The sequence below is a fragment of the Mesorhizobium sp. M4B.F.Ca.ET.017.02.2.1 genome (assembly GCF_003998955.1).
GTDB classification, from domain to species: Bacteria; Pseudomonadota; Alphaproteobacteria; order Rhizobiales; family Rhizobiaceae; genus Mesorhizobium; species Mesorhizobium abyssinicae.
Genome location: NZ_RZOF01000003.1, coordinates 32,548 through 56,148, shown reverse-complemented (window position 1 = coordinate 56,148; position 23,601 = coordinate 32,548). Strand labels below are relative to the sequence as shown.

Below are 23,601 nucleotides of genomic sequence, written 5' to 3'. Positions count from 1 at the left end.
CGGCGCTGCCCCTCACCCTTACCCTCTCCCCGTGAAGGACGGGGAGAGGGGGGCGTCGGCGTTGGCACTTCTTCCTTCTCCCCGTCACTATGCGGGGAGAAGGTGCCGGCAGGCGGATGAGGGGCGGCGCCGACCTCTGAAAATGGCTCGATAGAAGATGCCTCGGCCGGTGGAATCTCGATCGGCGACGGCGTATCGGCAGGGACTTCGCTGGGCAGGGTCGGCACCTCGATCGGCGACGGCTCAGGCTGCGGTTCCGGATGCGACGGGACAATTTCCGGCTCGGCCGGCGCGGGTGCAGGCACCTCTTGGGGCTGCGGCTCGGGCGCTGGTTCCGGTGGTGCCGGCGGCACTTCTTCCGGCGCCGGTGGCTCGGGCGTTTGCGGAACGGGTTTCGGCTCTTCTTCCGGGCGGGGCTTCGGCAGAGGTTCCGGCTCGGACGGAACGATTGGTTCCGGCGGCTGTGGAATAGCCGGTGCGGGCTTCGGCTCTTGCGGAACCGGTTGGGGCGCGGCCTCTACCTCCCCCTCGATGGGGGAGGTCCCGAGCGCAGCTCGGGGGTGGGGGTGACTGGCACCAGCGTCGGCACTGTCACCCCGCGCCGCCACTTCGTGGGGACCCTCCCCATCAGGGTGGGGAGCCTGCTCGGCCGCCGGCTTCAGCGCCTCGAGCGCGTCCCATTTGATCGGCGGCAGCGGGGCGGTCTCGTCGACGCGTTCCTCGACGACTTCCTTCTTGCCGAACGAAAATATCTTCTTGAAGAAACCGGCCATGCTTTGCTTTTTCTCAGGCGGCGCGGGCGGCCAGGGGCGCCGCGATCAAGCGGGCACCGTCATGGCAGGTGATGATGGCCTCGACGATCTCGCCCGGCGTCCCGGCGTCGATGGCGGCCAGCGTAAACCCTTCGGTGCGGCCGAGACCGTCGCGCTCGACCAGGATCGACTGGCGCGTGCCGGCAAGGGCAGCGAGATGGCGGCGATAGGCCGCCTCGCCGGCGGCGCGGAGCCTGGCGGCGCGCTGCTTGACCACCTCGCGGCGGACCTGCGGCATGCGCGCAGCGGGCGTGCCTTCGCGTGGGCTGAACGGGAAGACGTGGAGATGCGTCAACCCGCATTCCTCGACTATTCTTTCCGAATTCTCGAACATCGCCTCGGTCTCGGTCGGGAAGCCGGCGATGATGTCGGCGCCAAAGACAATGCCGGGGCGCAACTTGCGCACGTCCTCGCAGAAGCGGATCGACTGGTCGCGCAGATGGCGGCGCTTCATGCGCTTCAGGATCATGTCGTCGCCCGACTGCAGCGACAGATGCAGGTGCGGCATCAGCCGGGGCTCGGTGGCGATGGCGTCCAGCAGATCGTCATCGGCCTCGATGGAATCGATCGAGGACAGCCTGAGCCGCTTCACGTCGGGCACCTGGCGCAGGATCGTCTTCACCAGCTTCCCAAGCTTCGGGGCGCCCGGCAGGTCGGCGCCAAAACTGGTCATGTCGACGCCGGTCAGCACGATCTCGGCATAGCCATTGCCGGCCAGCCGCTTGACCTGCTCGATCACGGCGCCCATCGGCACCGAGCGCGAATTGCCGCGGCCGTAGGGGATGATGCAGAAGGTGCAGCGGTGGTCGCAGCCGTTCTGCACCTGGACGAAGGCGCGCGCCCGGCCTTCGATCGCATCGACCATGTGGCCGGCCGTCTCGCGCATCGAGAAGATGTCGTTGACGCGCGCCTTCTCGGTGTCGTTGACGCCGAAATCGGGCAGCGCGCGATAGGAGTTCGCCTTCAGCTTCTCCTCATTGCCGAGCACGAGGTCGACCTCGCCCATGGCGGCGAAGTTCTGCGGCTCGGTCTGCGCCGCGCAACCGGTGACGATGATGCGGGCGTGCGGGTTCTCGCGGCGGGCCTTGCGGATCGATTGCTTGGCCTGGCGCACCGCTTCCGCGGTGACGGCGCAGGTGTTGAAGATGACGGCGCCGCCCTTCAGCGCGCCGAGGCCGGCGCTTTCCGCCTCCTTGCGCATCACCTCGGATTCATAGGTGTTCAAGCGACAGCCGAAGGTGACGACGTCTATTGCCATCAGGCCGCGCTTTCGGTGTCGCGGGCCCAGGTGCCGGTCGAGGGGTCGAAGCTGCCGGAGAATTCCCATTCGGCGGCACCGGTCAGGATGACGTGGTCGTCGTCGCGCCATTCGACATGCAGCGAGCCGCCGCCGGGCGTCATCAGCGAGACGCTGCGGCCGGTGCGCTTGGTGCGGGCGGCCGCCACCACGGCGGCGCAGGCCGCCGAGCCGCAGGCCTTGGTCAGGCCGGCGCCGCGTTCCCAGGTACGGATGACCATGGTTTCGGGCGAGGTGACCTGAGCGATGGTGATGTTGGCGCGCTCGGGGAAGATCGGATGGTTTTCCAAAAGCGGGCCGAAGCGGTCGAGCTCATAGGACCAGACGTCGCGGTCGACCCAGAAGATGGCGTGCGGGTTGCCCATCGAGACTGCCGAGGGCGAATGCAGCACCGGCGCGTCGATCGGGCCGATCTGCAGCTCGATCATGCGGGTGTCGCGGAACTCCTCGGCAAGCGGGATCTCCTGCCAGCCGAAGCGCGGCGTGCCCATGTCGACCGAGATCGTGCCGTCGGCATGTTCCGCGGCGTTGAGGATGCCGGCGCGGGTCTCGAAGGTGAAAGCCTTCAGGCCGGTCTCGGCGGCCAGCGCCTGCACCACGCAGCGTGTGCCGTTGCCGCAGGCCTGCGCGCCGGAACCGTCGGAATTGAGGATGTCGATATAGTAGGCGGTGCCGGGCGTCCTGGCGTCATGGATCGCCATGATCTGGTCGAACTTGGTCGCGGCGTCGCCATTGAGCGCGATCGCCGCCGCCGCCGTCACCCGATCGGCACGGCCGCGCATATCGGCAACGATGATCTCGTTGCCGATGCCGTTCATCTTGGCGAAGGGGGCGGTGCCTGCCATCTAGCCGGTCATTCCATGTCCGTTTGGCGCTATATGGCGGAAACGGGCGGGAATTACCAGTGCGGCGCGGTTGAAGCGGCGGCGAAGACGTCGCGCCTTGGCGACGACGAAGACGCCGCCGCTGATTACGGCAAAGATGCCGAACCGGCCACGACGAAGAGGTCGGGCCTAGCCCACGACGAAGACGACGCGGCTGGTTACGGCAAAGATGCCGAACCTAAGTAACCGCGAAGACGCCGAGCACGATCAGCAGGAAGATGACGAGGACGATGCCGATCAGGACGCGCGCGCCGGTGGCGGCCGCACCTGCCAATGCCGGCATGCCGAGCAGGCTCGCTGCGGCGGCGACAATAAGAAGGATGATGATCCACTTGATCATGGGAAGGCTCCCAGCCGAATTGCGTTGTGGGATCAACGCCTCTTGTCGGCTTGGGTTCCTGTGGTCGGCTCAGGTTCCGGGCTAGGCGGCCGGCACATCCCACACCTCGCCCGGCCGCAAGGCGCGGAAACGCTCGCGCGGCAGGCGCTCGGCGTCGAGCGCCTCGGCCAATTTGCGGGCAGGCTCGTCGATCGGTTCATTGGTGAGTTGAAAAGTGCCCCAGTGGCAGCCGGCGGCGTGGGCTGCGTTGCAGAGCTTCATGCCTTGCACCGCCTCCTCCGGATTCTGGTGCTGCGGCTCCATGAACCAGCGCGGCTCATAGGCGCCGATCGGCAGGATGGCGAGGCGGAAACCGCCATGCTTCTCCGCCATCAGCCGGTAGTTGGCGCCGCCATGGAAGCCGGTATCGCCGGCGAAATAGATTTTTGCGCTTGGCGTCTCGACCACGAACCCCGCCCAGAGGGCCATGCGCCGGTCGCGGGTGCCGCGGGCCGACCAGTGGTGCACCGGTTCGACATGGACGGCGGCATCCTTGCCGAGGTCGATCCTGCCGCCCCAGTCATGCGCGCTGAGCCGCATGCCGGGCACGGCGGCGTCGATAATGGCGTCGTTGCCGAGCGGCGTGATCACCAGCGGGTCGTGCTTTGCCTTCAGCCGCTTCAGCGTGGCGAGATCGAGATGGTCGTAATGGTTGTGGCTGACCAGCACGAGGTCGATCGGCGGCAACTGGGAAAAGGCGATGCCCGGCGCGTTGACCCGTTTCGGCCCGGCGAAGGAAAGCGGCGAGACGCGCTGCGACCAGACCGGATCGGTGAGGATGTTCAGCCCCGCCGTCTGGATGAGCAGCGAGGAATGGCCGACCATGGTGAGCCGCAGCGCGCCGCTGTCGACGCGCTCGTCGGGCCTCGCCTGATGGAACGGGCTCGGATTGGCCGCCGGCCATTTCGCGCGCTCGCCGCTCAGCTGCCATTTCAAGAGATCGGCGAAGCGGCCGGGCGGCTTGCCGTCGGGATTGAAGAACAGAGTGCCGTCGAAATGGTCGCTTGGCGGGCCGCTGTAATAGCGGTTGGCGGCTCTCTTTCTTGCGGCCAAGGTTGCGGCTCCGGCATGTTTCTGCTCCTTGCAAGATAGGATCGATGCCATCTGGCGCAAGCATTTGGGGACGGGTGCATGCCCTGGCCAAAGGCCGCGCGCTGGCGCCGGCGATGATTTCCGGTATACGATCGCTCGGCGGAATGGAGGGGGCCACCATGCGTCGGCAAGCAGTTCTTGCAGTCGTGGCGACGATCATGGGGATCGCGCCGATAGCGCCGGCTGCCGCGCAGACGCAGCCCGGCGCTTGTGCTCACACGCCAGCCATCCTGGACGCGGGCGATTTCCTGCTCGCCGAACCGGCAACGTTCCCGAATTTCTGGCGCGATCGTTTTGGCGATGACGCGGCCTATCTTAAGATACGCTATGGCGGCCTTGCCTACGCCGAAGGCTCGGCGCTTCTGGCGGGTTTGGAAAAACGCACTCACCCGCCGCTTCGCATTGTCGAACTCAGGCTTGCCTATGCAACAACGCCGGATCGGGCGGCGATGATTGCCGGCATGCAACCGCTGCCCAAGGCACAGTCGATTGTGCCACAGCTTGGCCAATCTGCCTGGCGCGCGCTTGTCACCGAAGATGGCGGCGAGTGGCTGCTGGGTGAACTGGCGCGCTGGCAGGCATCCGATGCCAACAACGCATCGGTCGGCGCGGCGGGGATTGCGCAGGCACTGGCCGACCTCGATGACGAGGCGAAGTCGCGTTTTGCCAAGAGAGCGGAAGATGCAGGAATTTGGCGGCTGGCCCTCGATGTGCGGGCGTTCGAGGACAATCTTACTGACTTCGTTTCCGCCCTCGATCGCCTTCCGGCCACGGCGCTTCCCAAAAAGGACGACCGCGCGCAGTTCATACGCAATGCGCTCCACGCGGCCGATCTTCGTCCTTCCTTCGATATTTCCAAACAGCCGGCGGAAGTCCAGGCGATCGACCGCAAGAATGATTTGGGCGCCGTTCTGCGGAAGGTCGGGCGGCTTGTAGCCTATGCTCCGCAAACCGCGATGCTGCTGCAGGTGATAAATTACAGCGGCGACCTGCGCGTCGGCACAACGGTGGCTGAAGGCCTCAATGCGCGGATCGCGGCAAAACAGCTCGACCCGATCAACAATCCCGATGCCGTCACGGCGGCCATGCTCGATGGGCTCGACTATGTTCTCGGTCGCAAAGACCGAGAGAGTATCCTGGCTGGCTTTGGCATCTCCGATGTGCAAGGCGAAATGGCCGAGTCTTTCGTCGAAAGGGCATTGGCGCGGTTTACTTTGGCGCCTTTCATGCAAGGCGGTGAGACCGAAGCGCCCCCTCGCCCGAAACAGCTGGCGGCGGCCTTCCCCTGGGAGCAGTGGGTCGGATTGGCCGGCAAGCTGAAGGCCGGCGAAACCATTTCACCAGACGATCGCATCGTCGCCGCAGATCTGATGATCGCGGCCGATCGCCCCGCAGACGCGGTGGGGTTTCTGAAAACAGCCGGCGACTGGAAGACGGCAGTGGGGAGAGCTCATCAGCTGGCGCTCGACCTGGACCGCCGCTGCGCCGACTTGCTGCGGCCCCCGGTGGCGCTCGCGCAACGGCTCTACCGGTTCGAACCGCGCTGAGACCGTTCCAGCGACATCCCTGTAATTTCCGAGGGCAGCACGATGGCAATGAAGCGGACCAAGACACCGTGGATGAAGGCCGAGGATTTCGGCCGCTCGCTGCCGCGCGGCATCGGCGTCAATCTTCTGGTCACCGACATGGCGGCGATGGAGGCCTTCTGCCGCGACGTGCTTGGCGCCCGTATCGTCTATGCCGACGAGGATTTCGCGGCGATCGAGCTCTTGGGCTCGATATTCATGCTGCATGCCGACCATTCCTATCTCGACAATGAGATGAGCGGCGTCATCACGGGCGCCGAGACGCGCGGGACGGGCATCGAGCTGCGTCTCTACGGCGCCGATCCGGATGCGATCGAGGCGCGGGCGCGCGATCTCGGCCACATCGTGCTCGCCGGCACGATCGACAAGCCGCATGGCCTGCGCGAATGCTATGTCGTCGGTCCGGACGGCTATGTCTTCGTGCCGAGCGCGGCGCTTTCCGCTTAGGGATGCGTCGGGCTTTGCCGAGCACGACGGGCTTCTTCGGGGCGCGCCACAGGCAGGCCTTCGAGGGTCACACGCCTGTTGCGGTAAAATTGCAACAATTGCTCCGAAAACCCTATTTTAACCATATCGGGTTGAAATTCTGCCACCTTCTCCATCTTGGTGGAGGGAGAGATTGCGCGGACGGCGTCCCCCCAGCCGGATCCGACGGAGGCAGGAATGACTTTTTCGAAGACCGGTCTGGTGGCCGTATCGCTGGCCGCGCTGATTGCAAGCGGCTGCTCGACATCGCGATTCTCGTCGATGGATGACCAGCAGCCGGCGCCGCTGACTCCCGCGCCCGCCGGCACGGTGACCGGAAACCAGCTGCCGCCGCCGGCGGCTCCCGGCACCGCCGACGGCTCGCAGTTCCCAACCGCGCCGGCGAACAGCCAGGTCGCCTCGCTGCCGCCGGATGGAAGCGCGCCCGCAGGGGCGCCGGACCTGACCGCGGCCAGTGTCGCCGGTGTCTGGAACGCCAGCGTTTCCGGCCAGAGCTGCAAGGTGGCGACGCCGCAGACCAAGTTCGGCGCCGGCTACCGTGCCGGCCCGTTGCATTGCCCGGCGCCGATCGACGGCATCAAGTCCTGGAATGTCGCCGGCAAGCAGCTGACCCTCTATGACGAGAATGGCGGCACGCTGGCCAAGCTCTATTCCTCGGGCGGCGAGAAATTCGACGGCCAGACCTCCACCGGCCTGCCGATCTCGCTTACCAGGTAGGGCGAAACCGCCGCCCTTGAGGCGGTTCAGCGTTCGAAAGAGTCGCCTAACCGCTCCAATTGCGCGCGGAAAGCCGCTACTTTTCCTGGATGTGCTCAACAACAACGTGACCGATGCACCTGCGTGACGGCCTCCAGACCCATGCGACCGTCAGGCAGCGCTACGACCATCTGGTCGAGACGGGCGCCATCGCGCGCGACCCGGCGCAGGAGCGCATCGCCGCCGCGCTCGATCGGCTGACCGACGAGATCTCTGCAAAAAGACTGGCTCAGAAATCGAGCGCGCTGGGCTGGCTGTTCGCCCGCAAGCAGCCGCCGGCGGCGGTCAGGGGCCTTTACATCCATGGCGGCGTCGGCCGCGGCAAGACCATGCTGATGGACATGTTCTTCGAGCTGTTGCCGGTCAGGCGCAAGCGCCGCGTCCATTTCAACGACTTCATGGCCGATGTGCAGGACCGCATCCAGAAGCACCGGCAGGCGCGCAAGAACGGCGACGTCAAGGAGGACGACCCGATCCCGCCGGTGGCGCACGCGCTGGCCGAGCAGGCCTGGGTGTTGTGCTTCGACGAGTTCTCCGTCACCGACATCGCCGATGCGATGATCCTGTCCAGGCTGTTCTCGGCGCTGTTTGCCGACGGCGTCGTGCTGGTCGCCACCTCCAATGTCGCGCCCGAGAACCTCTATCGCGACGGGCTGAACCGGCAGCTCTTCCTGCCTTTCATCGGCCTCCTGGAGCGCAATGCCGAGGTGATGACGCTGGACAGCGACAAGGACTATCGCCTCGAGAAGCTCAGCCGCATGGCGGTCTACGTCTCGCCGGCGGATGCGGCCGCCGACGCCGCCCTCGACGAGGCCTGGCAAGCAATGACGCACGGCAAGCCGACGGCCGAGACGGCGCTGACGGTGAAGGGCCGGCAGGTCGCGGTGCCGCGCGCGGCCGGCGACGCTGCGCGCTTTTCCTTCGCCGACCTTTGCGAAAAGCCGCTCGGCGCGCGCGATTTCCTGGCCATCGCCGGCCGCTTCTCGACCATTTTCATCGACCATGTGCCGGTGCTCGGCGAAGGCAAGCGCAACGAGGCCAAGCGCTTCATCCTGTTGATCGACACGCTCTACGATCATCACATCAGGCTGGTGGTGAGCGCCGATGCTCCGCCGACCGGGCTCTATACGGCCAAGCGCGGCAACGAGGTGTTCGAGTTCGAACGTACTGCCTCGCGCCTTATCGAGATGCAGGGCCACGAATGGCTGGAGGACTGGGCGGAGAGGCGGAAGGTGGAGACGGTGGCGCCGGAGGCACAGCAGGCGCGGGCGTAGGCTGACGAAGCGCAACGGCTGCGACTTCGGCCAATCTCCGAAGCGCGCATCACCTTAATTGCGAGCGCCTTCGTTAACCCATGCCGCTCCCCGCGCGCCCACCGGGCATCGCCATCACAAGGGCGTCATCGCCGGCTGCCAGCCTTCAGATTTCCACCTTCATTGTATAAATTCTCCCAAGTCGGCTCAATAATTTTGACGTTTACGTAAAACCCAAATTATCTAACCGATTGAAAATGCTCGCTCCAAAATAATCGTTTGAATTTTCCATCCACCGGAGCTATTGGGTGCGGCGAAATCTCACGGGTTCCCCGCAGCATTCGGCCTCCTTCCTCGACGCCGTCAGCAAGTCGCAAAGATTTGGCGCCGTCACAGACAAAGGGAAAAAATCCTCACATGGCACGCAACAAGATAGCGCTTATCGGCTCGGGCATGATCGGCGGCACCCTCGCCCATATGATCGGCCTCAAGGACCTCGGCGACGTGGTTCTGTTCGATATCGCCGAGGGCATTCCGCAGGGCAAGGGGCTGGATATCGCGCAGTCGTCGCCGGTCGACGGCTTCGACGCCAGGCTGACCGGCGTCAACGACTATGCCGGCATCGAGGGCGCCGACGTCTGCATCGTCACCGCCGGCGTGCCACGCAAGCCGGGCATGAGCCGCGACGACCTGCTCGGCATCAACCTCAAGGTCATGGAGCAGGTCGGCGCCGGACTGAAGAAGTATGCGCCGAAGGCCTTCGTCATCTGCATCACCAACCCGCTCGACGCGATGGTATGGGCGCTGCAGAAGTTCTCCGGCCTGCCCAAGACACATGTCGTCGGCATGGCCGGCGTGCTCGACAGCGCGCGCTTCCGTTATTTCCTGGCCGAGGAGTTCAAGGTCTCGGTCGAGGACGTCACCGCCTTCGTGCTCGGCGGCCACGGCGATTCGATGGTGCCGATGATCCGCTATTCGACGGTCTCCGGCATTCCGCTGCCCGACCTCGTCAAGATGGGCTGGACCTCGAAGGAAAAGCTCGACCAGATCGTGCAGCGCACCCGCGATGGCGGCGCCGAGATCGTCGGGCTGCTCAAGACCGGCTCGGCCTATTATGCGCCGGCGGCTTCGGCGATCGCGATGGCCGAATCCTTCCTCAAGGACAAGAAGCGCGTGCTGCCCTGCGCGGCCCACCTGTCGGGCCAGTACGGGGTGAAGAACACCTATGTCGGCGTTCCCGTTGTGATCGGCGCCGGCGGTGTCGAGCGCGTCATCGAGATCGACCTCAACAAGAGCGAGCAGAAGATGTTCGACAGTTCGGTGGCGACGGTGCAGGGCCTGACCGAGGCCTGCGTCAAGATCGCGCCGCACCTCGCCTCGAAGTGATCCGCCAGCAGTTGATCCGGAGATAAGCCATGAACATCCATGAATATCAGGGCAAGGCACTGCTGAAGTCGTTCGGCGCGCCGGTGGCGGATGGCGTGCCGGTGCTGAAGGCCGGCGATGCCGAAGCCGCCGCCAAGGCGCTGCCCGGCCCGCTCTATGTGGTGAAGAGCCAGATCCATGCCGGCGGCCGCGGCAAGGGCAAGTTCAAGGAGCTTTCCCCCGACGCCAAGGGCGGCGTGCGGCTGGCGAAGTCGGTGGCCGAAGTGGTCGCCAACGCCAACGAGATGCTCGGCCACACGCTGGTCACCAAGCAGACCGGCCCTGCCGGCAAGCAGGTCAACCGCATCTATGTCGAGGACGGCGCCGACATCGACCGCGAGCTCTATCTGTCCATCCTGGTCGACCGTTCGGTCGGCCGCATCGCCTTCGTCGTCTCGACCGAGGGCGGCATGGACATCGAGGCGGTGGCGCATGACACGCCGGAAAAGATCATCACCGTCGCCATCGACCCGGAAAAGGGCGTGACGGCGGATGATCTCAAGACGCTCAACGGCGCGCTGAAGCTCGACGGCGACGCCGCCAAGGACGGCGGCACGCTATTCCCGATCCTCTACAAGGCCTTTGTCGAGAAGGACATGAGCCTGCTCGAGGTCAACCCGCTGATCGTGATGAAGAACGGCCGGCTGCGCGTGCTCGACGCAAAAGTCTCGTTCGACAACAACGCGCTGTTCCGCCACCCCGATGTGATGGAGCTGCGCGACACCACCGAAGAGGACGAGAAGGAAATCGAGGCGTCGAAATACGACCTCGCCTATGTCGCGCTCGACGGCAATATCGGCTGCATGGTCAACGGCGCAGGCCTGGCCATGGCGACGATGGACATCATCAAGCTCTACGGCGCCGAACCGGCCAACTTCCTCGATGTCGGTGGCGGCGCTTCGAAAGAGAAGGTGACGGCGGCGTTCAAGATCATCACCAAGGATCCGGCGGTCGAAGGCATTTTGATCAATATCTTCGGCGGCATCATGAAATGCGACGTGATCGCCGAAGGCGTGATCGCCGCGGTCAAGGAAGTCGGGCTGAAGGTGCCGCTGGTGGTGCGGCTGGAAGGCACAAATGCCGAACTGGGCAAGAAGATCATCAATGACAGCGGCCTCAACGTCGTCTCGGCCGACGACCTCGACGACGCGGCCAAGAAGATCGTCAAGGCGGTGAAGGGCTGAGCGGATGCCCCCGCGCAAGATAAACCTGGTCGAGGCGGCGGACGCGAAGATCGCCAAGGTCTTCGATCCGCACATCGCCGGCGACGTCAATGACAGCCAGGCCAAGGTCGCCAAGTTCGGCGCGGCCTTCGACTGGCATGCGCATGACAATGAGGATGAAGCCTTCCTCGTATTGCGTGGGCGCATCGCCATCGATTTCCGCGACGGGCCGGTCGAGCTCGGCGAGGGCGATTTCATCGTCGTGCCGCGCGGCGTCGAGCACCGGCCGCGCTCGCTCACCGAAGAGCCTATCGTGCTGATGTTCGAGCCGGCGACGACCTTGAACACCGGCAATGCCAAGAGCGACCTCACTGTCACCGACCTGAAGCGGCTCTGACCATGAACGCGGCCTCTTTCTCCTCGCTCTCGGCCGATCACCAGCGCCTGCAGGCGCTGGTCGGCGCGTGGCGCGGCGAGGAGGACGTCGCGGCGACACAATGGGCCGATGAAGGCGCGGCAACGTCGGAAATCTTGGCGGAAGCGCAGTTCGGCGGGTTGTTCGTGGTGCAGCGTTACAAGCAGCGCCGCGACGGCACGGTCTCGTTCGGCTCGCATAATGTGTTCGGCTTCGACCAGCAGTCCAAACTCGTCACCATGCATCAGTTCGATTCCATGGGCTTCGTGCCGGCCTCGCCGGCCACGGGCACCTGGAATGGCGACGAGCTGGTGCTGGAGCGGTCGTCACCGCGCGGCGCTGCACGGGTGACCTACAGTTTCGACGGCGACGATGCCTACCGCATGCGACTGAACTTCAAACCTGCCGGCAGCGATGGCTGGCAAGACATGGTGAGCGGGCTCTACCGGCGCGTCTCGCCTTCCTCGATCAACGTTTAGAAAAGGGCTCCGATGTCCATTCTCATCGACAAGAACACCAAGGTGCTGGTTCAGGGCCTGACCGGCAAGACCGGCACGTTCCACACCGAGCAGGCGCTGGCCTATCACGGCACCAAGATGGTTGGCGGCATCCATCCCAAGAAGGGCGGCGAGACCTGGACCGGCGCCAAGGGCGAGAGCCTGCCGATCTTCGCTTCCGTCGCCGAGGGCAAGGCCAAGACCGGCGCCAACGCCTCCGTCGTCTACGTGCCGCCGGCGGGCGCCGCCGAAGCCATCATCGAGGCGATCGAGGCCGAGATCCCGCTGATCGTCTGCATCACCGAGGGCATCCCGGTGATGGACATGGTCAAGGTCAAGGCGCGGCTCGATCGCTCGACGTCACGGCTGATCGGACCGAACTGCCCGGGCGTGCTGACCCCCGACGAATGCAAGATCGGCATCATGCCCGGCAACATCTTCCGCAAGGGTTCGGTCGGCGTTGTTTCGCGCTCGGGAACGCTTACCTATGAGGCAGTGTTCCAGACCACCAATGTCGGCCTCGGCCAGACCACCGCCGTCGGCATTGGCGGCGATCCGGTCAAAGGCACCGAGTTCATCGACGTGCTGGAGATGTTCCTCGCCGACGACGAGACCAAGTCGATCATCATGATCGGCGAGATCGGCGGCTCGGCCGAGGAAGACGCCGCGCAGTTCCTCAAGGACGAAGCCAGGCGTGGCCGCAAGAAGCCGATGGCCGGCTTCATCGCCGGGCGCACGGCGCCGGCCGGCCGCACCATGGGCCATGCCGGCGCGGTCATCTCCGGCGGCAAGGGCGGCGCCGAGGACAAGATCGCGGCGATGGAATCGGCCGGGATAAAAGTTTCGCCGTCGCCGGCACGGCTGGGCACGACGCTGGTCGAGGCGATCAAGGGTTAAGAGCGTAGGGGAGTAAGGCAGAAGGGAATAGGGAAAGACAGGCGCTGGACAGCCCTATTCCCTTACTCCCCTATTCCCCTACTCCCTCCAAACTAAGGAGACGGAGCCAGGCTCCGACAAGTGACATGGCACGACAAGATCAGGCCAACGACCAATTTTCGCTCACCTCTTTCCTCTATGGCGGCAATGCCGACTATATCGACGCGCTCTACGCCGCCTATGAGGACGATCCCGGCTCGGTCGATCCGCAGTGGCAGGATTTCTTCGCGGCGCTGAAGGACGACGCCGCGGACGTCCGCAAGAACGCCAACGGCGCTTCCTGGGCCAGGCCCTCCTGGCCGCTCTCGGCCAATGGCGAACTGGTCTCGGCGCTCGACGGCAATTGGGGCCTGGTCGAAAAGACGATCGAGAAGAAGGTCAAAGAAAAGGCGGTCACCAACGGCGTCGTCCTGTCCGATGCCGACGTGCACCAGGCGACGCGCGATTCCGTGCGTGCCATCATGATGATCCGCGCCTACCGCATGCGCGGCCATCTGCATGCCAATCTCGACCCGCTCGGCATCGCCAAGCCGCTCGAGGACTACAACGAGCTGTCGCCGGAGAATTACGGCTTCACGTCAGCAGATTACGACCGGCCGATCTTCCTCGACAATGTGCTGGGGCTCGAGTTCGGCACGATCCGGCAGATGCTGGACATTCTGACCCGCACCTACTGCTCGACGCTCGGCGTCGAGTTCATGCACATCTCCGACCCCGAGGAGAAGGCCTGGATTCAGGCGCGCATCGAGGGCGCCGACAAGGAGATCACCTTCACCGCGACCGGCAAGAAGGCGATCCTGCAGAAGCTGATCGAATCGGAAGGCTTCGAGCAGTTCGCCGACGTCAAGTACAAGGGCACCAAGCGCTTCGGCCTCGACGGCGGCGAGGCGCTGATCCCGGCGCTGGAGCAGATCCTCAAGCGCGGCGGCCAGCTCGGCCTGAAAGAGGTCGTGCTCGGCATGGCGCATCGCGGCCGCCTCAACGTGCTCTCCCAGGTGATGGCCAAGCCGCACCGCGCCATCTTCCATGAGTTCAAGGGCGGCTCGGCGGCACCCGACGAGGTCGAGGGCTCGGGCGACGTTAAGTACCATCTCGGCGCCTCGTCGGACCGCGAGTTCGACGGCAACAAGGTGCACCTGTCGCTGACCGCCAATCCTTCGCATCTGGAAATCGTCGACCCGGTGGTGATGGGCAAGGCGCGCGCCAAGCAGGACCAGTTCGCCGGCCGCGAGCGCGGCGAGATCGTGCCGCTGTCGGAACGCGCCAAGGTGATGCCGCTGCTGTTGCACGGCGACGCCGCCTTTGCCGGCCAGGGCGTGATCGCCGAGATCCTCGGCCTATCCGGCCTGCGCGGCCATCGCGTCGCCGGCACGCTGCATGTCATCATCAACAACCAGATCGGCTTCACCACCAATCCGCGCTTCTCGCGCTCCTCGCCCTATCCGTCGGATGTCGCCAAGATGATCGAGGCGCCGATCTTCCACGTCAATGGCGACGACCCGGAAGCGGTGGTGCACGCCGCCAAGGTGGCGACCGAGTTCCGCATGAAGTTCCACAAGCCGGTGGTGGTGGACATGTTCTGCTACCGCCGCTTCGGCCACAATGAGGGCGACGAACCGGCCTTCACCCAGCCGATCATGTACCGCGCCATCCGCACCCACAAGACGACGGTGCAGATCTATGCCGACCGGCTGATGGCCGAGGGCCACATCACCCAGGCCGAGTTCGACAAGATGAAGGCCGACTGGCGGGCGCATCTGGAAGCCGAGTGGGAAGTCGGCCAGAGCTACAAGCCGAACAAGGCCGACTGGCTGGACGGCGCCTGGTCGGGCCTGCGCACGGCCGACAACCAGGACGAACAGCGGCGCGGCAAGACCGCCGTGCCGGTCAAGACGCTGAAGGAGATCGGCAAGAAGCTGACCGAGGTGCCGAAGGGCTTCGAGGCGCACAAGACGATCGTCCGCTTCCTCGAGAACCGCCGCCAGTCGATCGACTCCGGCGAAGGCATCGACTGGTCGACGGCCGAGGCGCTGGCCTTCGGCGCCATCCTGCTCGACGGCAACCCGATCCGGCTCTCCGGCCAGGATTCCGAGCGCGGCACCTTCTCGCAGCGCCATTCGGTGCTCTACGACCAGCGCGACGAGACGCGCTACATCCCGCTCAACAACCTGTCGGCGGCGCAGGCCGGCTATGAAGTCATCAACTCGATGCTTTCGGAAGAGGCGGTGCTCGGCTTCGAATATGGCTACAGCCTGGCCGAGCCGAAGGCGCTGACGCTGTGGGAAGCACAGTTCGGCGACTTCGCCAACGGCGCCCAGGTGGTGTTCGACCAGTTCATCTCGTCGGGCGAGCGCAAGTGGCTGAGAATGTCGGGCCTCGTCTGCCTGTTGCCGCATGGCTATGAGGGCCAGGGGCCGGAGCACTCCTCGGCAAGGCTCGAGCGCTTCCTGCAGCTCTGCGCCGAGGACAACATGCAGGTGGCCAACGTCACCACTCCGGCCAACTACTTCCACATCCTGCGCCGGCAATTGAAACGCGATTTCCGCAAGCCGCTGATCCTGATGACGCCGAAGTCGCTGCTGCGCCACAAGCGGGCGGTGTCGACGCTGTCGGAGATTTCGGGCGAAAGCTCGTTCCACCGGCTGCTGTGGGACGACGCGCAGCTGTTGCCGAACCAGGCGATCAAGCTGACCAAGGATTCCAAGATCCGCCGCGTCGTGCTCTGCTCGGGCAAGGTCTACTACGACCTCTACGAGGAGCGCGAGAAGCGCGGCATCAACGACATCTACCTGTTGCGCGTCGAGCAGCTCTATCCGTTCCCGGCCAAGGCGCTCATCACCGAGCTGTCACGCTTCCGCAATGCCGAGATGGTGTGGTGCCAGGAGGAGCCCAAGAACATGGGCGCCTGGTCGTTCATCGATCCCTATCTCGAATGGGTGCTGGCGCATATCGACGCCAAGCATCAGCGGGTCCGCTACACCGGCCGGCCGGCGTCGGCCTCGCCGGCGACCGGATTGATGTCGAAGCATCTCAGCCAGCTCGCCGCCTTGCTCGACGACGCGCTCGGCGAATAGAACTCAAGAAGAGACAGAACGGACAGGCACAATGGCTACCGAAATCCGCGTCCCCACCCTCGGCGAATCCGTCACCGAAGCGATCATCGGCAAATGGTTCAAGAAGGTCGGCGATGCGATCGCCGCCGACGAGCCGCTGGTGGAGCTCGAGACCGACAAGGTGACGGTGGAAGTGCCGTCGCCGAGCGCCGGAACGCTCGGCGAGATCGCCGCCAAGGAAGGCGAGACGGTCGGCGTCGGCGCGCTCCTCGGCTCGATCTCGGCCGGCGGCGAGGCCGCGGCTCCGGCGACCAAGCCTCAAGCCGTCTCGCAGGCCTCGAGCCCGGACGCGGCCTCCACCGTCAAGCAGGCGGCGGCCGAGACCGCCAAGATCGCCGGCGATGCCGGCGCGATCGAGCAGCGCACCATGCCGCCGGCGCCGGCGGCTGCGAAGCTCATCGCCGAGGCCAACCTCGCGGTCGACCAGATCACCGGCACCGGCAAGCGCGGCCAGGTGCTGAAGGGCGACGTGCTTGACGCCATCGCCAAGGGCGCGCCGTCGCAGCCGGCCGAGACGCCGAGATCGGCGCCGGCCCCGGTCGCCGTGCGCGCGCCGTCGCCGGCCGAAGACGCCCCGCGCGAGGAGCGCGTTCGTATGACCAAGCTGCGCCAGACCATCGCGCGTCGGCTCAAGGAAGCGCAGTCGACCGCCGCCATGCTGACCACCTTCAACGAGGTCGACATGAGCGCGGTGATGGCGCTGAGGGCCAGGTACAAGGACGTGTTCGAGAAGAAGCACGGCGTGAAGCTCGGCTTCATGGGCTTCTTCACCAAGGCGGTGACGCATGCGCTGAGGGAGATCCCGGCGGTCAACGCCGAGATCGACGGCACCGACATCATCTACAAGAACTTCGCCCATGTCGGCGTCGCCGTCGGCACCGACAAGGGCCTGGTGGTGCCGGTGGTGCGCGACGCCGACCAGATGTCCATTGCCGAGATCGAGAAGGAGATCGGCCGGCTGGGTCTCGCCGCGCGCGACGGCAAGCTCTCCGTCGCCGACATGCAGGGCGGCACCTTCACCATCTCCAATGGCGGCGTCTACGGCTCGCTGATGTCGACGCCGATCCTGAATGCGCCGCAGTCGGGCATCCTCGGCATGCACAAGATCCAGGACCGGCCGGTCGTGGTCGGCGGCCAGATCGTGATCAGGCCGATGATGTACCTGGCGCTCAGCTACGACCACCGCATCGTCGACGGCAAGGAAGCGGTGACCTTCCTGGTGCGCGTCAAGGAAAGCCTCGAGGATCCCGAGCGGCTGGTGCTGGACCTGTAGGAGTTGGGGATGGCTGCCTATCCTATCGATGAGGATCGTCTTTCACAGATAGAGAATGCAATTTCGACGTCCGTCGAGCAATTGCAGAAGGTTCAGAGAGATTTTTCGAAACCAAATCACAGTATATCCACTGTTTCTGACTTAAGAAAATACCTCCATTCGGAATTCGGCCTGGACAATCCAAAAGATTTATCTGGGCTTATACTTTTTATGCAAGGAATTCATGTTCGAAATTCTATGGACATGGATCAGGTCTTGACCGCCATCGGAGAAAGTTTTGGTGATTGGGATCTAAGCGATGATTTTCTGAAAAATTGGGAAATCAAGAAGTCAATTGTTGCGGAGATCGCCTCGTCTCCAATTGTTAAATATGTCTCCAAGAGGGCTGAGCTTTTCTATAGGAATCATGCACATATTCATGATCTGCGGATCATATCCGAAATACGACCGGTCTTGGATGAAGATAGGAAGACCATTTCTGAGTTTATACTGTTCAGCAAACTTCATCTAACCTACTCAACCCCGTCTGAGAACGAAACGTACCTAGAACTCCCCATAGGGCTGGACGAACTTCAGCGCTTTCAGAAGGAGATTGAGGTTGCGCTTAACAAGGCGAATGTGATTCAAGAGGAACTATCAAAGTCAGTTGGGCGTCCCACCACACCGTACGTGAGAAGACAAAGATCATGACAGCGACCGTCATCCAGGAAGATTTGGACTCTGACCGGCCGGTCCGAAGAATTCATCGACAGGGGTCACTCACTGCACGGCACCGGCGCTACAGGTACGTGGGCGCGGATGCCGAATTCCGCAACGTCGCCGCTTTGTACCATGGCGAAGTCTATGCTCTAGGTACCAAATTAATCATTCCCCACGATCATCTTTTGGGCGGCCGCATATTCGAGTCTACTGCGCCAGGGATCGAAGCAGTTCGGGTTAGGACGGCGGTGCGGTTGAATTGGCGGGCGGCAGTAGTGGTATTTCTGGCCTTCCTTATACAGGTTTCGGTTGTAGTCCAATCGGCAGGGATTCGCGCCGTGGCGGCGGCTTCTGTGCCGATGCTGTTCGCATTCTTCTATGTGCTTCTACTGGACGTTCGGAAGAGAATGGCCGGAAATATCTAAGAGATATAGTGATGAGTCGAGCGGCTCGGCTGGCTGGATTTTTGTCGATGGTTGTCTTGGTGGCGACTATAGTAATTCATGTGCTGTTTAGAGAAATAGCTGTCCGATATATAAATCATATGCATGCTGAGTATCTTGTTTTTGTCTTGATATTGATTTTCGTATCTGGGATTGGGTTTACTGTTTGGTATCTCTTGTATCGACCGACACCATTGTTGGCTGCGAAGATTGCTATGACCTTTTTCGCCGTCTCCACTCCGATTTCGGCATTTTGGCCGTTTACAATCGATTTTCTTATTCGATTTGATCCAAATTCTATTGTCCTCCAAGCCGGAAACCCGTCAGAAACCACGTCGTCGTGGTCGACGGTTGGTTTGCTCGCATCTCTGTTCGGTTTTGCGTATTTCGCTCAGCTCTATATTAATTTGGGCCGCCCGCAGAATCGGATCTGGGCAGATCAGGAATGGTGACCCAGCCGAGCTTCGGTCCGATACCGTTTGCAAGAGGTGCGAAGGATCGCCAATTGCATGCCTGTTCCGGCGCGCTAAGCTGACCAGATAAATGACAATTCGTGCCCCCCTATTTGCTTATGGGCTAGTTAGCGCGGCAGCGACTGTGGTGGCAGTCAGTATGTCTGTCGCCAATGCCAACGCCGCCTGCCCGATCCAGCTTGCCGTCTACGGCGAGGAAAAGAGCGGCGCCGAGATCGACTTCACGTCGACCGGAACGTCGGCGACGATCACCAACACCTTCCGCATGATCCTCGACAACAATGTCGTACTGGACGGCATCGTCATGTGGACCGACGGCGTGGCGCGGCCTCACGGCTCGCTGATGTACAAATGCCCGACCGGCGACGTCACCGGCGATGAGCTCGCCGCCTGCACGGTGTGGGAGGGCGTCGTCTACAGCGCCGACGACAAGGGCAACATCGCGCTGCTGCCGGCCGAAGGCACGGAGGCGCCGAAAAGCCTGATCTTTCCGGATCTAGGTGCCTCGCTGCAGATGTCGGCCGCTTATGGCCCAGACGGCTTTTCCAAGGTGCCGTGGGATGTCTTCCTGCTGAAAGGCTGCCAGGAATGAGCGCGGACAAGAAGACGCTGCTGGTCACCGGCGGCAGCCGCGGCATCGGCGCCGCCATCTGCCGGCAGGCCAGCCAGGCCGGCTATCGTGTCGCTGTCAATTTTGTCTCCAACCAGGCAGTCGCCGAGGCGCTGGTCGCCGAACTCAAGGCCGCGGGCGGCGAGGCCATTGCCGTCAAGGGCGATGTCGGCAACGAGGCCGATGTGCTGGCGATGTTCGAGGCGGTGGACAAGGGTTTCGGCCGGCTCGATGCTTTCGTCAACAATGCCGGCATCGTCGACGCCAAGACGCGCGTCGACGAGATGAGCGCCGCGCGGGTCGAGCGCATGATGCGCGTCAATGTCGTCGGCTCCTTCCTCTGCGCGCGCGAGGCGGTCAAGCGCATGTCGACCCGGCATGGCGGCAAGGGCGGCGGCATCGTCAACATCTCTTCCGCCGCGGCGAGGCTGGGTTCGCCCGGCGAATATGTCGACTACGCCGCCTCCAAGGGCGCGATCGACACGCTGACCATCGGCCTGGCACGCGAGGTGGTGCTCGAAGGCATCCGCGTCAACGCCGTCAGCCCCGGCATCACCGACACCGAGATCCATGCCTCCGGCGGCCAGCCGGACCGCGTGGCGCGAATGCGGGACATGCTGCCGATGAAAAGGCCGGGCACCGCGGATGAAGTCGCGAGCGCGGTTCTCTATCTTCTGTCGGACGCGGCCTCCTATATAACGGGCGCGATCCTGAATGTGAGCGGCGGCCGCTAGGCGCCAGAGCAAAGGACAAGACCATGGCCTATGACGTCGTAATCATCGGATCGGGACCGGGCGGCTATGTCTGCGCCATCAAGGCGGCGCAGCTCGGGCTGAAGACGGCGGTGGTCGAGAAGAACGCCACCTTCGGCGGCACCTGCCTCAACATCGGCTGCATTCCGTCGAAGGCGCTGCTCCACGCCTCCGAGATGTTCGCCGAGGCCGGCCATTCCTTCGACACGCTCGGCGTCGAAATCGGCGCGCCGCAGCTCAACCTGAAGAAGATGCTGGCGCACAAGGACGCGACGGTTTCGGCCAACGTCAACGGCGTCGCCTTCCTGTTCAAGAAGAACAAGATCGACTCTTTCCGCGGCACCGGCAAGGTGGTTGGTGCCGGCAAGGTGTCGGTCACCGGCGAGGACGGCAAGGTCGAGGAGATCGAGACCAGGAACATCGTGATTGCCACCGGCTCGGATGTCGCGGGCATTCCCGGCGTCAAGGTCGATTTCGACGAGAAGGTGATCGTGTCCTCGACCGGCGCGCTGTCGCTGGACAAGGTGCCGGGCCATCTGGTGGTGGTCGGCGGCGGCGTCATCGGGCTGGAGCTCGGCTCGGTGTGGGCCAGGCTCGGCGCCAAGGTCACCGTGGTCGAATTCCTCGACACCATCCTCGGCGGCATGGACGGCGAGGTTTCCAAGCAGTTCCAGCGCCTGCTCTCCAAGCAAGGCTTCGAGTTCAAGCTCGGCGCCAAGGTCACCGGGGTCGCCAAGGCCAAGAAGGGCGCCAGCGTCACCTTCGAGCCGGTGAAGGGGGGCGCCGCCGAAACGATCGCCGCCGATGTGGTGCTGGTCGCCACCGGCCGCCGCCCTTATGCCGACAGCCTCGGGCTGAAGGATGCGGGCGTCGAGATGGACGAGCGCGGCCGGGTCAAGACCGACGGGCATCTCAGGACCAACGTTCCCGGCATCTATGCCATCGGCGACGTCATCGCCGGCCCGATGCTGGCGCACAAGGCGGAGGACGAAGGCGTGGCGGTGGCCGAGATCATTGCCGGCCAGGCAGGCCATGTGAACTACGACGTGATCCCGAGCGTCGTCTACACCAGCCCGGAAATCGCCTCGGTCGGCAAGACCGAGGAAGAATTGAAGAAGGCCGGCGTCGACTACAAGGTAGGAAAATTCCCGTTCACGGCCAATGGCCGGGCGCGCGCCATGCTGCACACCGATGGCTTCGTCAAGATCCTGGCCGACAAGCAAAGCGACCGCGTGCTTGGCGTCCATATCGTTGGCTTCGGCGCCGGCGAGATGATCCACGAGGCGGCGGTGTTGATGGAATTCGGCGGCTCGTCGGAAGACCTCGCCCGCACCTGCCACGCGCACCCGACCATGTCGGAGGCGGTGAAGGAAGCGGCGCTGGCCACCTTCTTCAAGCCGATCCACATCTGAAAGGCTCGTATAAACTCTACTCCGGCGGCCATCTGGAGCGGTTCTCTGCGCTTCCGGTGCTCACATACTTTAGTACGCTCCGCTCCGGTTCTCGAAAACCACTCCAGCTGACTCACCGGAGCGAGTTTCTAAGGGCCTTTCTCCCGCCTGCCACCAAACAAAACGGCCCGCCTTTCGGCGGGCCGTTCGTCGTTGAGGTAAGCCCGATTACGGAGACGGCGCAGGTGCCGGAGCGGGCGCCGGGGCCGGTGCTGGCGCGGGAGCCGGCTCTGGTGCCGGAGCGGGCGCTGGCGCAGGTGCCGGGGCAGGTTCGGCAGGCTTCATCGGCTCCGGAGCGGGCGCCGGTGTGCTCGCGGCCGGCGGCTCGGCGGGCGCCGGAGCTTCGCCGCTTCTTCCGAAAACATAGTAGGCAACAATGGCCAGGATAATGACCACCAGGGCAATCAGCCAGCCACTGCCGCCGCCGCCCGATCTGGGAGTGTCGTTAGGGTTCGCCATAAAAGTGTCCTCCGTGGATGAAAAGTATCAAATAACACCCGTCAACGCGCGACCGTTGAACGGGTTTCATACTAGGCCCGGAAAATGCTGAAAGCAGGGCAATTCTGACCTGGAATCCCCTGCCGGCATGCATTTCCACCACAAAATGGGTCGGGATCGAGCCGAACCCGGTCTTTCGAGACCATCCGGCACGAAACCGGGGGAGGTTTGCGCCGCCAAGTCACGAATCAGCCCGGCGCCGGCGCTCCCGCCCTATCGAGGCGCAACCCGGCCGTGCGGATCAGTCGACGGCGGTCACCGTGTAGCCGGCCTTGCGCAAATCCTCGACCAGGCCCTGCGGGCCCGGAAGATGCATGGCGCCGACCGCCATGAAGGCATTGCCCCGGGCCAGGAGCGGTCCGGCATGATCGGCCATCACCTTGTTGCGGCTGGTGATCATGGTCTCCTCGAACGCGGCATAGCCGGCCGGATCATCCTCGTCGCCGGGCAGGACGACGCGAAACAGCGGCCAGAACATGCCGGTCTCGCCGCTCTGGTAGAGAACGATCATGGTTTCGTTGACGTCGTTCACCTTGTCGCCGAGCTTGAGCGTGTCGACCAGACCCTTCATATGGAAGGCCAGCGGCAGCGAGGCCATGGCATGAAGCTGATCGGCGACAGTCTCCAGCCCCTCGACGGATTTGCCTGAAGCCTTGGCGTCCTCGGCGAGCTTGACGTCAAGCACCGGCGCGCCGCCGGCCTTGCGCGCCAGCTCGCAGGCCGGCAGCGCAACCATGGCCGACAGCAGCCAGGGCTTCATCTTGGCGACGGTGGCCGGCGGTATGCCGCGCGCGTCGAGCGCCTTGTTCATGGCGGCAGCGTCGTCGGGCGACAAAAGCGAGGACAGCGTGGTGCTGTCGGTGAACATCATCAGGTCCGGCTCCTTGAGCAGGGCGGCCATCATCTTCTGCTGGTCGAGCACTTCCGTGGTCTCGATGACGACCGTATCGGCGGCGTCGAAAGCCTTCTGCGCAGCCGGCGGCAGCGTGGTGACGCGCGGATCGGTCATGTGCATGGTGCCGAACAGGAAGGAGGGCTTTTCGCCGGGCTTTTCCAGTTTCCACAGCAGGCCCTTGCCGTTGGGCGTGGCCGCTGCTTCGGCTTCTATCTTGCTGTAGACGGCCGGATTGTCCTTGCGCAGCGCGCTCAGCATGTCGGTGCCGCCGCAGGCCGGGGTCTCGGCATGCGCCCGACCGGCAAGCAGCGCGACGATCAGGAAAGACAGGAAAAACAGGACGTTGAGCGCGACAAGTAGCTTCAGCGACACGAGGGCCGCGCGGTCAGCGATGGCGATGACGCGTTTCATAA

Annotated in this window: 22 protein-coding genes and 1 pseudogene; 17 read left to right on the top strand and 6 right to left on the bottom strand. The window is 64.0% G+C overall.

Going from position 1 to position 23,601, the window contains the following annotated elements; genetic code table 11:
* From EN738_RS01150 to dapF, 3 genes and pseudogenes are all read right to left on the bottom strand, one after another.
* Window positions 1-773 (bottom strand): annotated as a pseudogene (locus tag EN738_RS01150) (signal recognition particle-docking protein FtsY); the annotation flags it as partial.
* A gap of 13 nt (window positions 774-786) precedes the next feature.
* Window positions 787-2,070, bottom strand: a complete 1,284-nt coding sequence (gene mtaB, locus EN738_RS01145; protein WP_127282105.1) for a tRNA (N(6)-L-threonylcarbamoyladenosine(37)-C(2))-methylthiotransferase MtaB — start codon at window positions 2,068-2,070, stop codon at window positions 787-789.
* Entirely contained in the window at window positions 2,070-2,954 is an 885-nt protein-coding gene (gene dapF / locus EN738_RS01140) for a diaminopimelate epimerase (protein ID WP_127282104.1), read from the bottom strand. Before dapF ends, mtaB begins: the two co-directional genes overlap by 1 nt.
* 15 nt (window positions 2,955-2,969) lie before the next feature.
* Between dapF and EN738_RS01135 the strand changes: the two genes are divergently transcribed.
* Window positions 2,970-3,179: a hypothetical protein gene (locus EN738_RS01135; protein WP_127282103.1), complete on the top strand. Its 210-nt coding sequence runs from the start codon at window positions 2,970-2,972 to the stop codon at window positions 3,177-3,179.
* Here the strand turns inward: EN738_RS01135 and EN738_RS01130 are convergent.
* Together EN738_RS01130 and EN738_RS01125 are read right to left on the bottom strand one after the other, a co-directional pair.
* A complete protein-coding gene (locus EN738_RS01130) occupies window positions 3,172-3,333 on the bottom strand; it encodes a DUF1328 family protein (RefSeq protein ID WP_023683859.1) in 162 nt (53 codons plus the stop codon). The genes EN738_RS01135 and EN738_RS01130 overlap by 8 nt on opposite strands.
* Before the next feature lie 81 nt (window positions 3,334-3,414).
* Complete coding sequence (locus EN738_RS01125) at window positions 3,415-4,425, bottom strand: MBL fold metallo-hydrolase (RefSeq protein WP_127282102.1); 1,011 nt, start codon at window positions 4,423-4,425, stop codon at window positions 3,415-3,417.
* Window positions 4,426-4,469: 44 nt separating this feature from the next.
* Here EN738_RS01125 and EN738_RS01120 point away from each other — a divergent pair, with 44 nt between their 5' ends.
* From EN738_RS01120 to lpdA, 16 genes are all read left to right on the top strand, one after another.
* A complete protein-coding gene (locus EN738_RS01120) occupies window positions 4,470-6,011 on the top strand; it encodes a hypothetical protein (protein WP_127282101.1) in 1,542 nt (513 codons plus the stop codon).
* A gap of 42 nt (window positions 6,012-6,053) precedes the next feature.
* On the top strand, window positions 6,054-6,497 hold the full coding sequence (locus EN738_RS01115) for a VOC family protein (RefSeq protein WP_127282100.1): 444 nt from the start codon (window positions 6,054-6,056) through the stop codon (window positions 6,495-6,497).
* Between the two features lie 216 nt (window positions 6,498-6,713).
* Window positions 6,714-7,253 carry an AprI/Inh family metalloprotease inhibitor gene (locus EN738_RS01110; protein ID WP_127282099.1) on the top strand — a complete coding sequence of 180 codons (540 nt, stop codon included), beginning with the start codon at window positions 6,714-6,716 and terminating at the stop codon, window positions 7,251-7,253.
* A gap of 113 nt (window positions 7,254-7,366) precedes the next feature.
* Window positions 7,367-8,566, top strand: coding sequence for a cell division protein ZapE (gene zapE, locus EN738_RS01105; protein ID WP_127282098.1), 1,200 nt, complete (start codon window positions 7,367-7,369; stop codon window positions 8,564-8,566).
* Between the two features lie 396 nt (window positions 8,567-8,962).
* A complete protein-coding gene (gene mdh / locus EN738_RS01100) occupies window positions 8,963-9,931 on the top strand; it encodes a malate dehydrogenase (RefSeq protein WP_126057450.1) in 969 nt (322 codons plus the stop codon).
* Between the two features lie 29 nt (window positions 9,932-9,960).
* Window positions 9,961-11,154: an ADP-forming succinate--CoA ligase subunit beta gene (gene sucC / locus EN738_RS01095; RefSeq protein WP_127282097.1), complete on the top strand. Its 1,194-nt coding sequence runs from the start codon at window positions 9,961-9,963 to the stop codon at window positions 11,152-11,154.
* A gap of 4 nt (window positions 11,155-11,158) precedes the next feature.
* Window positions 11,159-11,530 (top strand): cupin domain-containing protein, encoded by a 372-nt coding sequence (locus EN738_RS01090; protein WP_127282096.1) that lies wholly within the window; start codon window positions 11,159-11,161, stop codon window positions 11,528-11,530.
* A 2-nt stretch (window positions 11,531-11,532) separates the two neighbouring features.
* Entirely contained in the window at window positions 11,533-12,027 is a 495-nt protein-coding gene (locus EN738_RS01085; protein ID WP_127282095.1) for a DUF1579 family protein, read from the top strand.
* Window positions 12,028-12,039: 12 nt separating this feature from the next.
* Window positions 12,040-12,942: a succinate--CoA ligase subunit alpha gene (sucD, locus tag EN738_RS01080; protein WP_127282094.1), complete on the top strand. Its 903-nt coding sequence runs from the start codon at window positions 12,040-12,042 to the stop codon at window positions 12,940-12,942.
* Window positions 12,943-13,067: 125 nt separating this feature from the next.
* Window positions 13,068-16,055 (top strand): 2-oxoglutarate dehydrogenase E1 component, encoded by a 2,988-nt coding sequence (locus EN738_RS01075; RefSeq protein ID WP_127282093.1) that lies wholly within the window; start codon window positions 13,068-13,070, stop codon window positions 16,053-16,055.
* A 31-nt stretch (window positions 16,056-16,086) separates the two neighbouring features.
* On the top strand, window positions 16,087-17,367 hold the full coding sequence (odhB, locus tag EN738_RS01070) for a 2-oxoglutarate dehydrogenase complex dihydrolipoyllysine-residue succinyltransferase (protein ID WP_127282092.1): 1,281 nt from the start codon (window positions 16,087-16,089) through the stop codon (window positions 17,365-17,367).
* A 9-nt stretch (window positions 17,368-17,376) separates the two neighbouring features.
* Window positions 17,377-18,057 (top strand): hypothetical protein, encoded by a 681-nt coding sequence (locus tag EN738_RS01065; protein ID WP_127282091.1) that lies wholly within the window; start codon window positions 17,377-17,379, stop codon window positions 18,055-18,057.
* Between the two features lie 268 nt (window positions 18,058-18,325).
* Window positions 18,326-18,961, top strand: coding sequence for a hypothetical protein (locus EN738_RS01060; protein WP_127282090.1), 636 nt, complete (start codon window positions 18,326-18,328; stop codon window positions 18,959-18,961).
* A 160-nt stretch (window positions 18,962-19,121) separates the two neighbouring features.
* Window positions 19,122-19,574, top strand: coding sequence for a hypothetical protein (locus EN738_RS01055; protein ID WP_245494285.1), 453 nt, complete (start codon window positions 19,122-19,124; stop codon window positions 19,572-19,574).
* Window positions 19,571-20,326 (top strand): SDR family oxidoreductase, encoded by a 756-nt coding sequence (locus EN738_RS01050; RefSeq protein WP_127282088.1) that lies wholly within the window; start codon window positions 19,571-19,573, stop codon window positions 20,324-20,326. The genes EN738_RS01055 and EN738_RS01050 overlap by 4 nt, the downstream gene beginning before the upstream one ends.
* Before the next feature lie 23 nt (window positions 20,327-20,349).
* Window positions 20,350-21,756, top strand: coding sequence for a dihydrolipoyl dehydrogenase (lpdA, locus tag EN738_RS01045; protein ID WP_127282087.1), 1,407 nt, complete (start codon window positions 20,350-20,352; stop codon window positions 21,754-21,756).
* A 778-nt stretch (window positions 21,757-22,534) separates the two neighbouring features.
* On the opposite strand, the gene EN738_RS01035 is transcribed toward lpdA, so the two are convergent.
* Window positions 22,535-23,599 carry a TraB/GumN family protein gene (locus EN738_RS01035; protein ID WP_127282086.1) on the bottom strand — a complete coding sequence of 355 codons (1,065 nt, stop codon included), beginning with the start codon at window positions 23,597-23,599 and terminating at the stop codon, window positions 22,535-22,537.
* Between the last annotated feature and the right edge of the window lie 2 nt (window positions 23,600-23,601).

Excerpts from the sequence above, each read along its gene's own strand:
- mtaB (WP_127282105.1), bottom strand. The coding sequence starts at position 2,070 with ATGGCAATAGACGTCGTCACCTTCGGCTGTCGCTTGAACACCTATGAA.
- dapF (WP_127282104.1), bottom strand. The coding sequence starts at position 2,954 with ATGGCAGGCACCGCCCCCTTCGCCAAGATGAACGGCATCGGCAACGAG.
- EN738_RS01135 (WP_127282103.1), top strand. The coding sequence starts at position 2,970 with ATGTCCGTTTGGCGCTATATGGCGGAAACGGGCGGGAATTACCAGTGC.
- EN738_RS01130 (WP_023683859.1), bottom strand. The coding sequence starts at position 3,333 with ATGATCAAGTGGATCATCATCCTTCTTATTGTCGCCGCCGCAGCGAGC.
- EN738_RS01120 (WP_127282101.1), top strand. The coding sequence starts at position 4,470 with ATGCCATCTGGCGCAAGCATTTGGGGACGGGTGCATGCCCTGGCCAAA.
- EN738_RS01115 (WP_127282100.1), top strand. The coding sequence starts at position 6,054 with ATGGCAATGAAGCGGACCAAGACACCGTGGATGAAGGCCGAGGATTTC.
- EN738_RS01110 (WP_127282099.1), top strand. The coding sequence starts at position 6,714 with ATGACTTTTTCGAAGACCGGTCTGGTGGCCGTATCGCTGGCCGCGCTG.
- zapE (WP_127282098.1), top strand. The coding sequence starts at position 7,367 with ATGCACCTGCGTGACGGCCTCCAGACCCATGCGACCGTCAGGCAGCGC.
- mdh (WP_126057450.1), top strand. The coding sequence starts at position 8,963 with ATGGCACGCAACAAGATAGCGCTTATCGGCTCGGGCATGATCGGCGGC.
- sucC (WP_127282097.1), top strand. The coding sequence starts at position 9,961 with ATGAACATCCATGAATATCAGGGCAAGGCACTGCTGAAGTCGTTCGGC.
- EN738_RS01090 (WP_127282096.1), top strand. The coding sequence starts at position 11,159 with ATGCCCCCGCGCAAGATAAACCTGGTCGAGGCGGCGGACGCGAAGATC.
- EN738_RS01085 (WP_127282095.1), top strand. The coding sequence starts at position 11,533 with ATGAACGCGGCCTCTTTCTCCTCGCTCTCGGCCGATCACCAGCGCCTG.
- sucD (WP_127282094.1), top strand. The coding sequence starts at position 12,040 with ATGTCCATTCTCATCGACAAGAACACCAAGGTGCTGGTTCAGGGCCTG.
- EN738_RS01075 (WP_127282093.1), top strand. The coding sequence starts at position 13,068 with ATGGCACGACAAGATCAGGCCAACGACCAATTTTCGCTCACCTCTTTC.
- odhB (WP_127282092.1), top strand. The coding sequence starts at position 16,087 with ATGGCTACCGAAATCCGCGTCCCCACCCTCGGCGAATCCGTCACCGAA.
- EN738_RS01065 (WP_127282091.1), top strand. The coding sequence starts at position 17,377 with ATGGCTGCCTATCCTATCGATGAGGATCGTCTTTCACAGATAGAGAAT.
- EN738_RS01055 (WP_245494285.1), top strand. The coding sequence starts at position 19,122 with ATGTCTGTCGCCAATGCCAACGCCGCCTGCCCGATCCAGCTTGCCGTC.
- EN738_RS01050 (WP_127282088.1), top strand. The coding sequence starts at position 19,571 with ATGAGCGCGGACAAGAAGACGCTGCTGGTCACCGGCGGCAGCCGCGGC.
- lpdA (WP_127282087.1), top strand. The coding sequence starts at position 20,350 with ATGGCCTATGACGTCGTAATCATCGGATCGGGACCGGGCGGCTATGTC.
- EN738_RS01035 (WP_127282086.1), bottom strand. The coding sequence starts at position 23,599 with ATGAAACGCGTCATCGCCATCGCTGACCGCGCGGCCCTCGTGTCGCTG.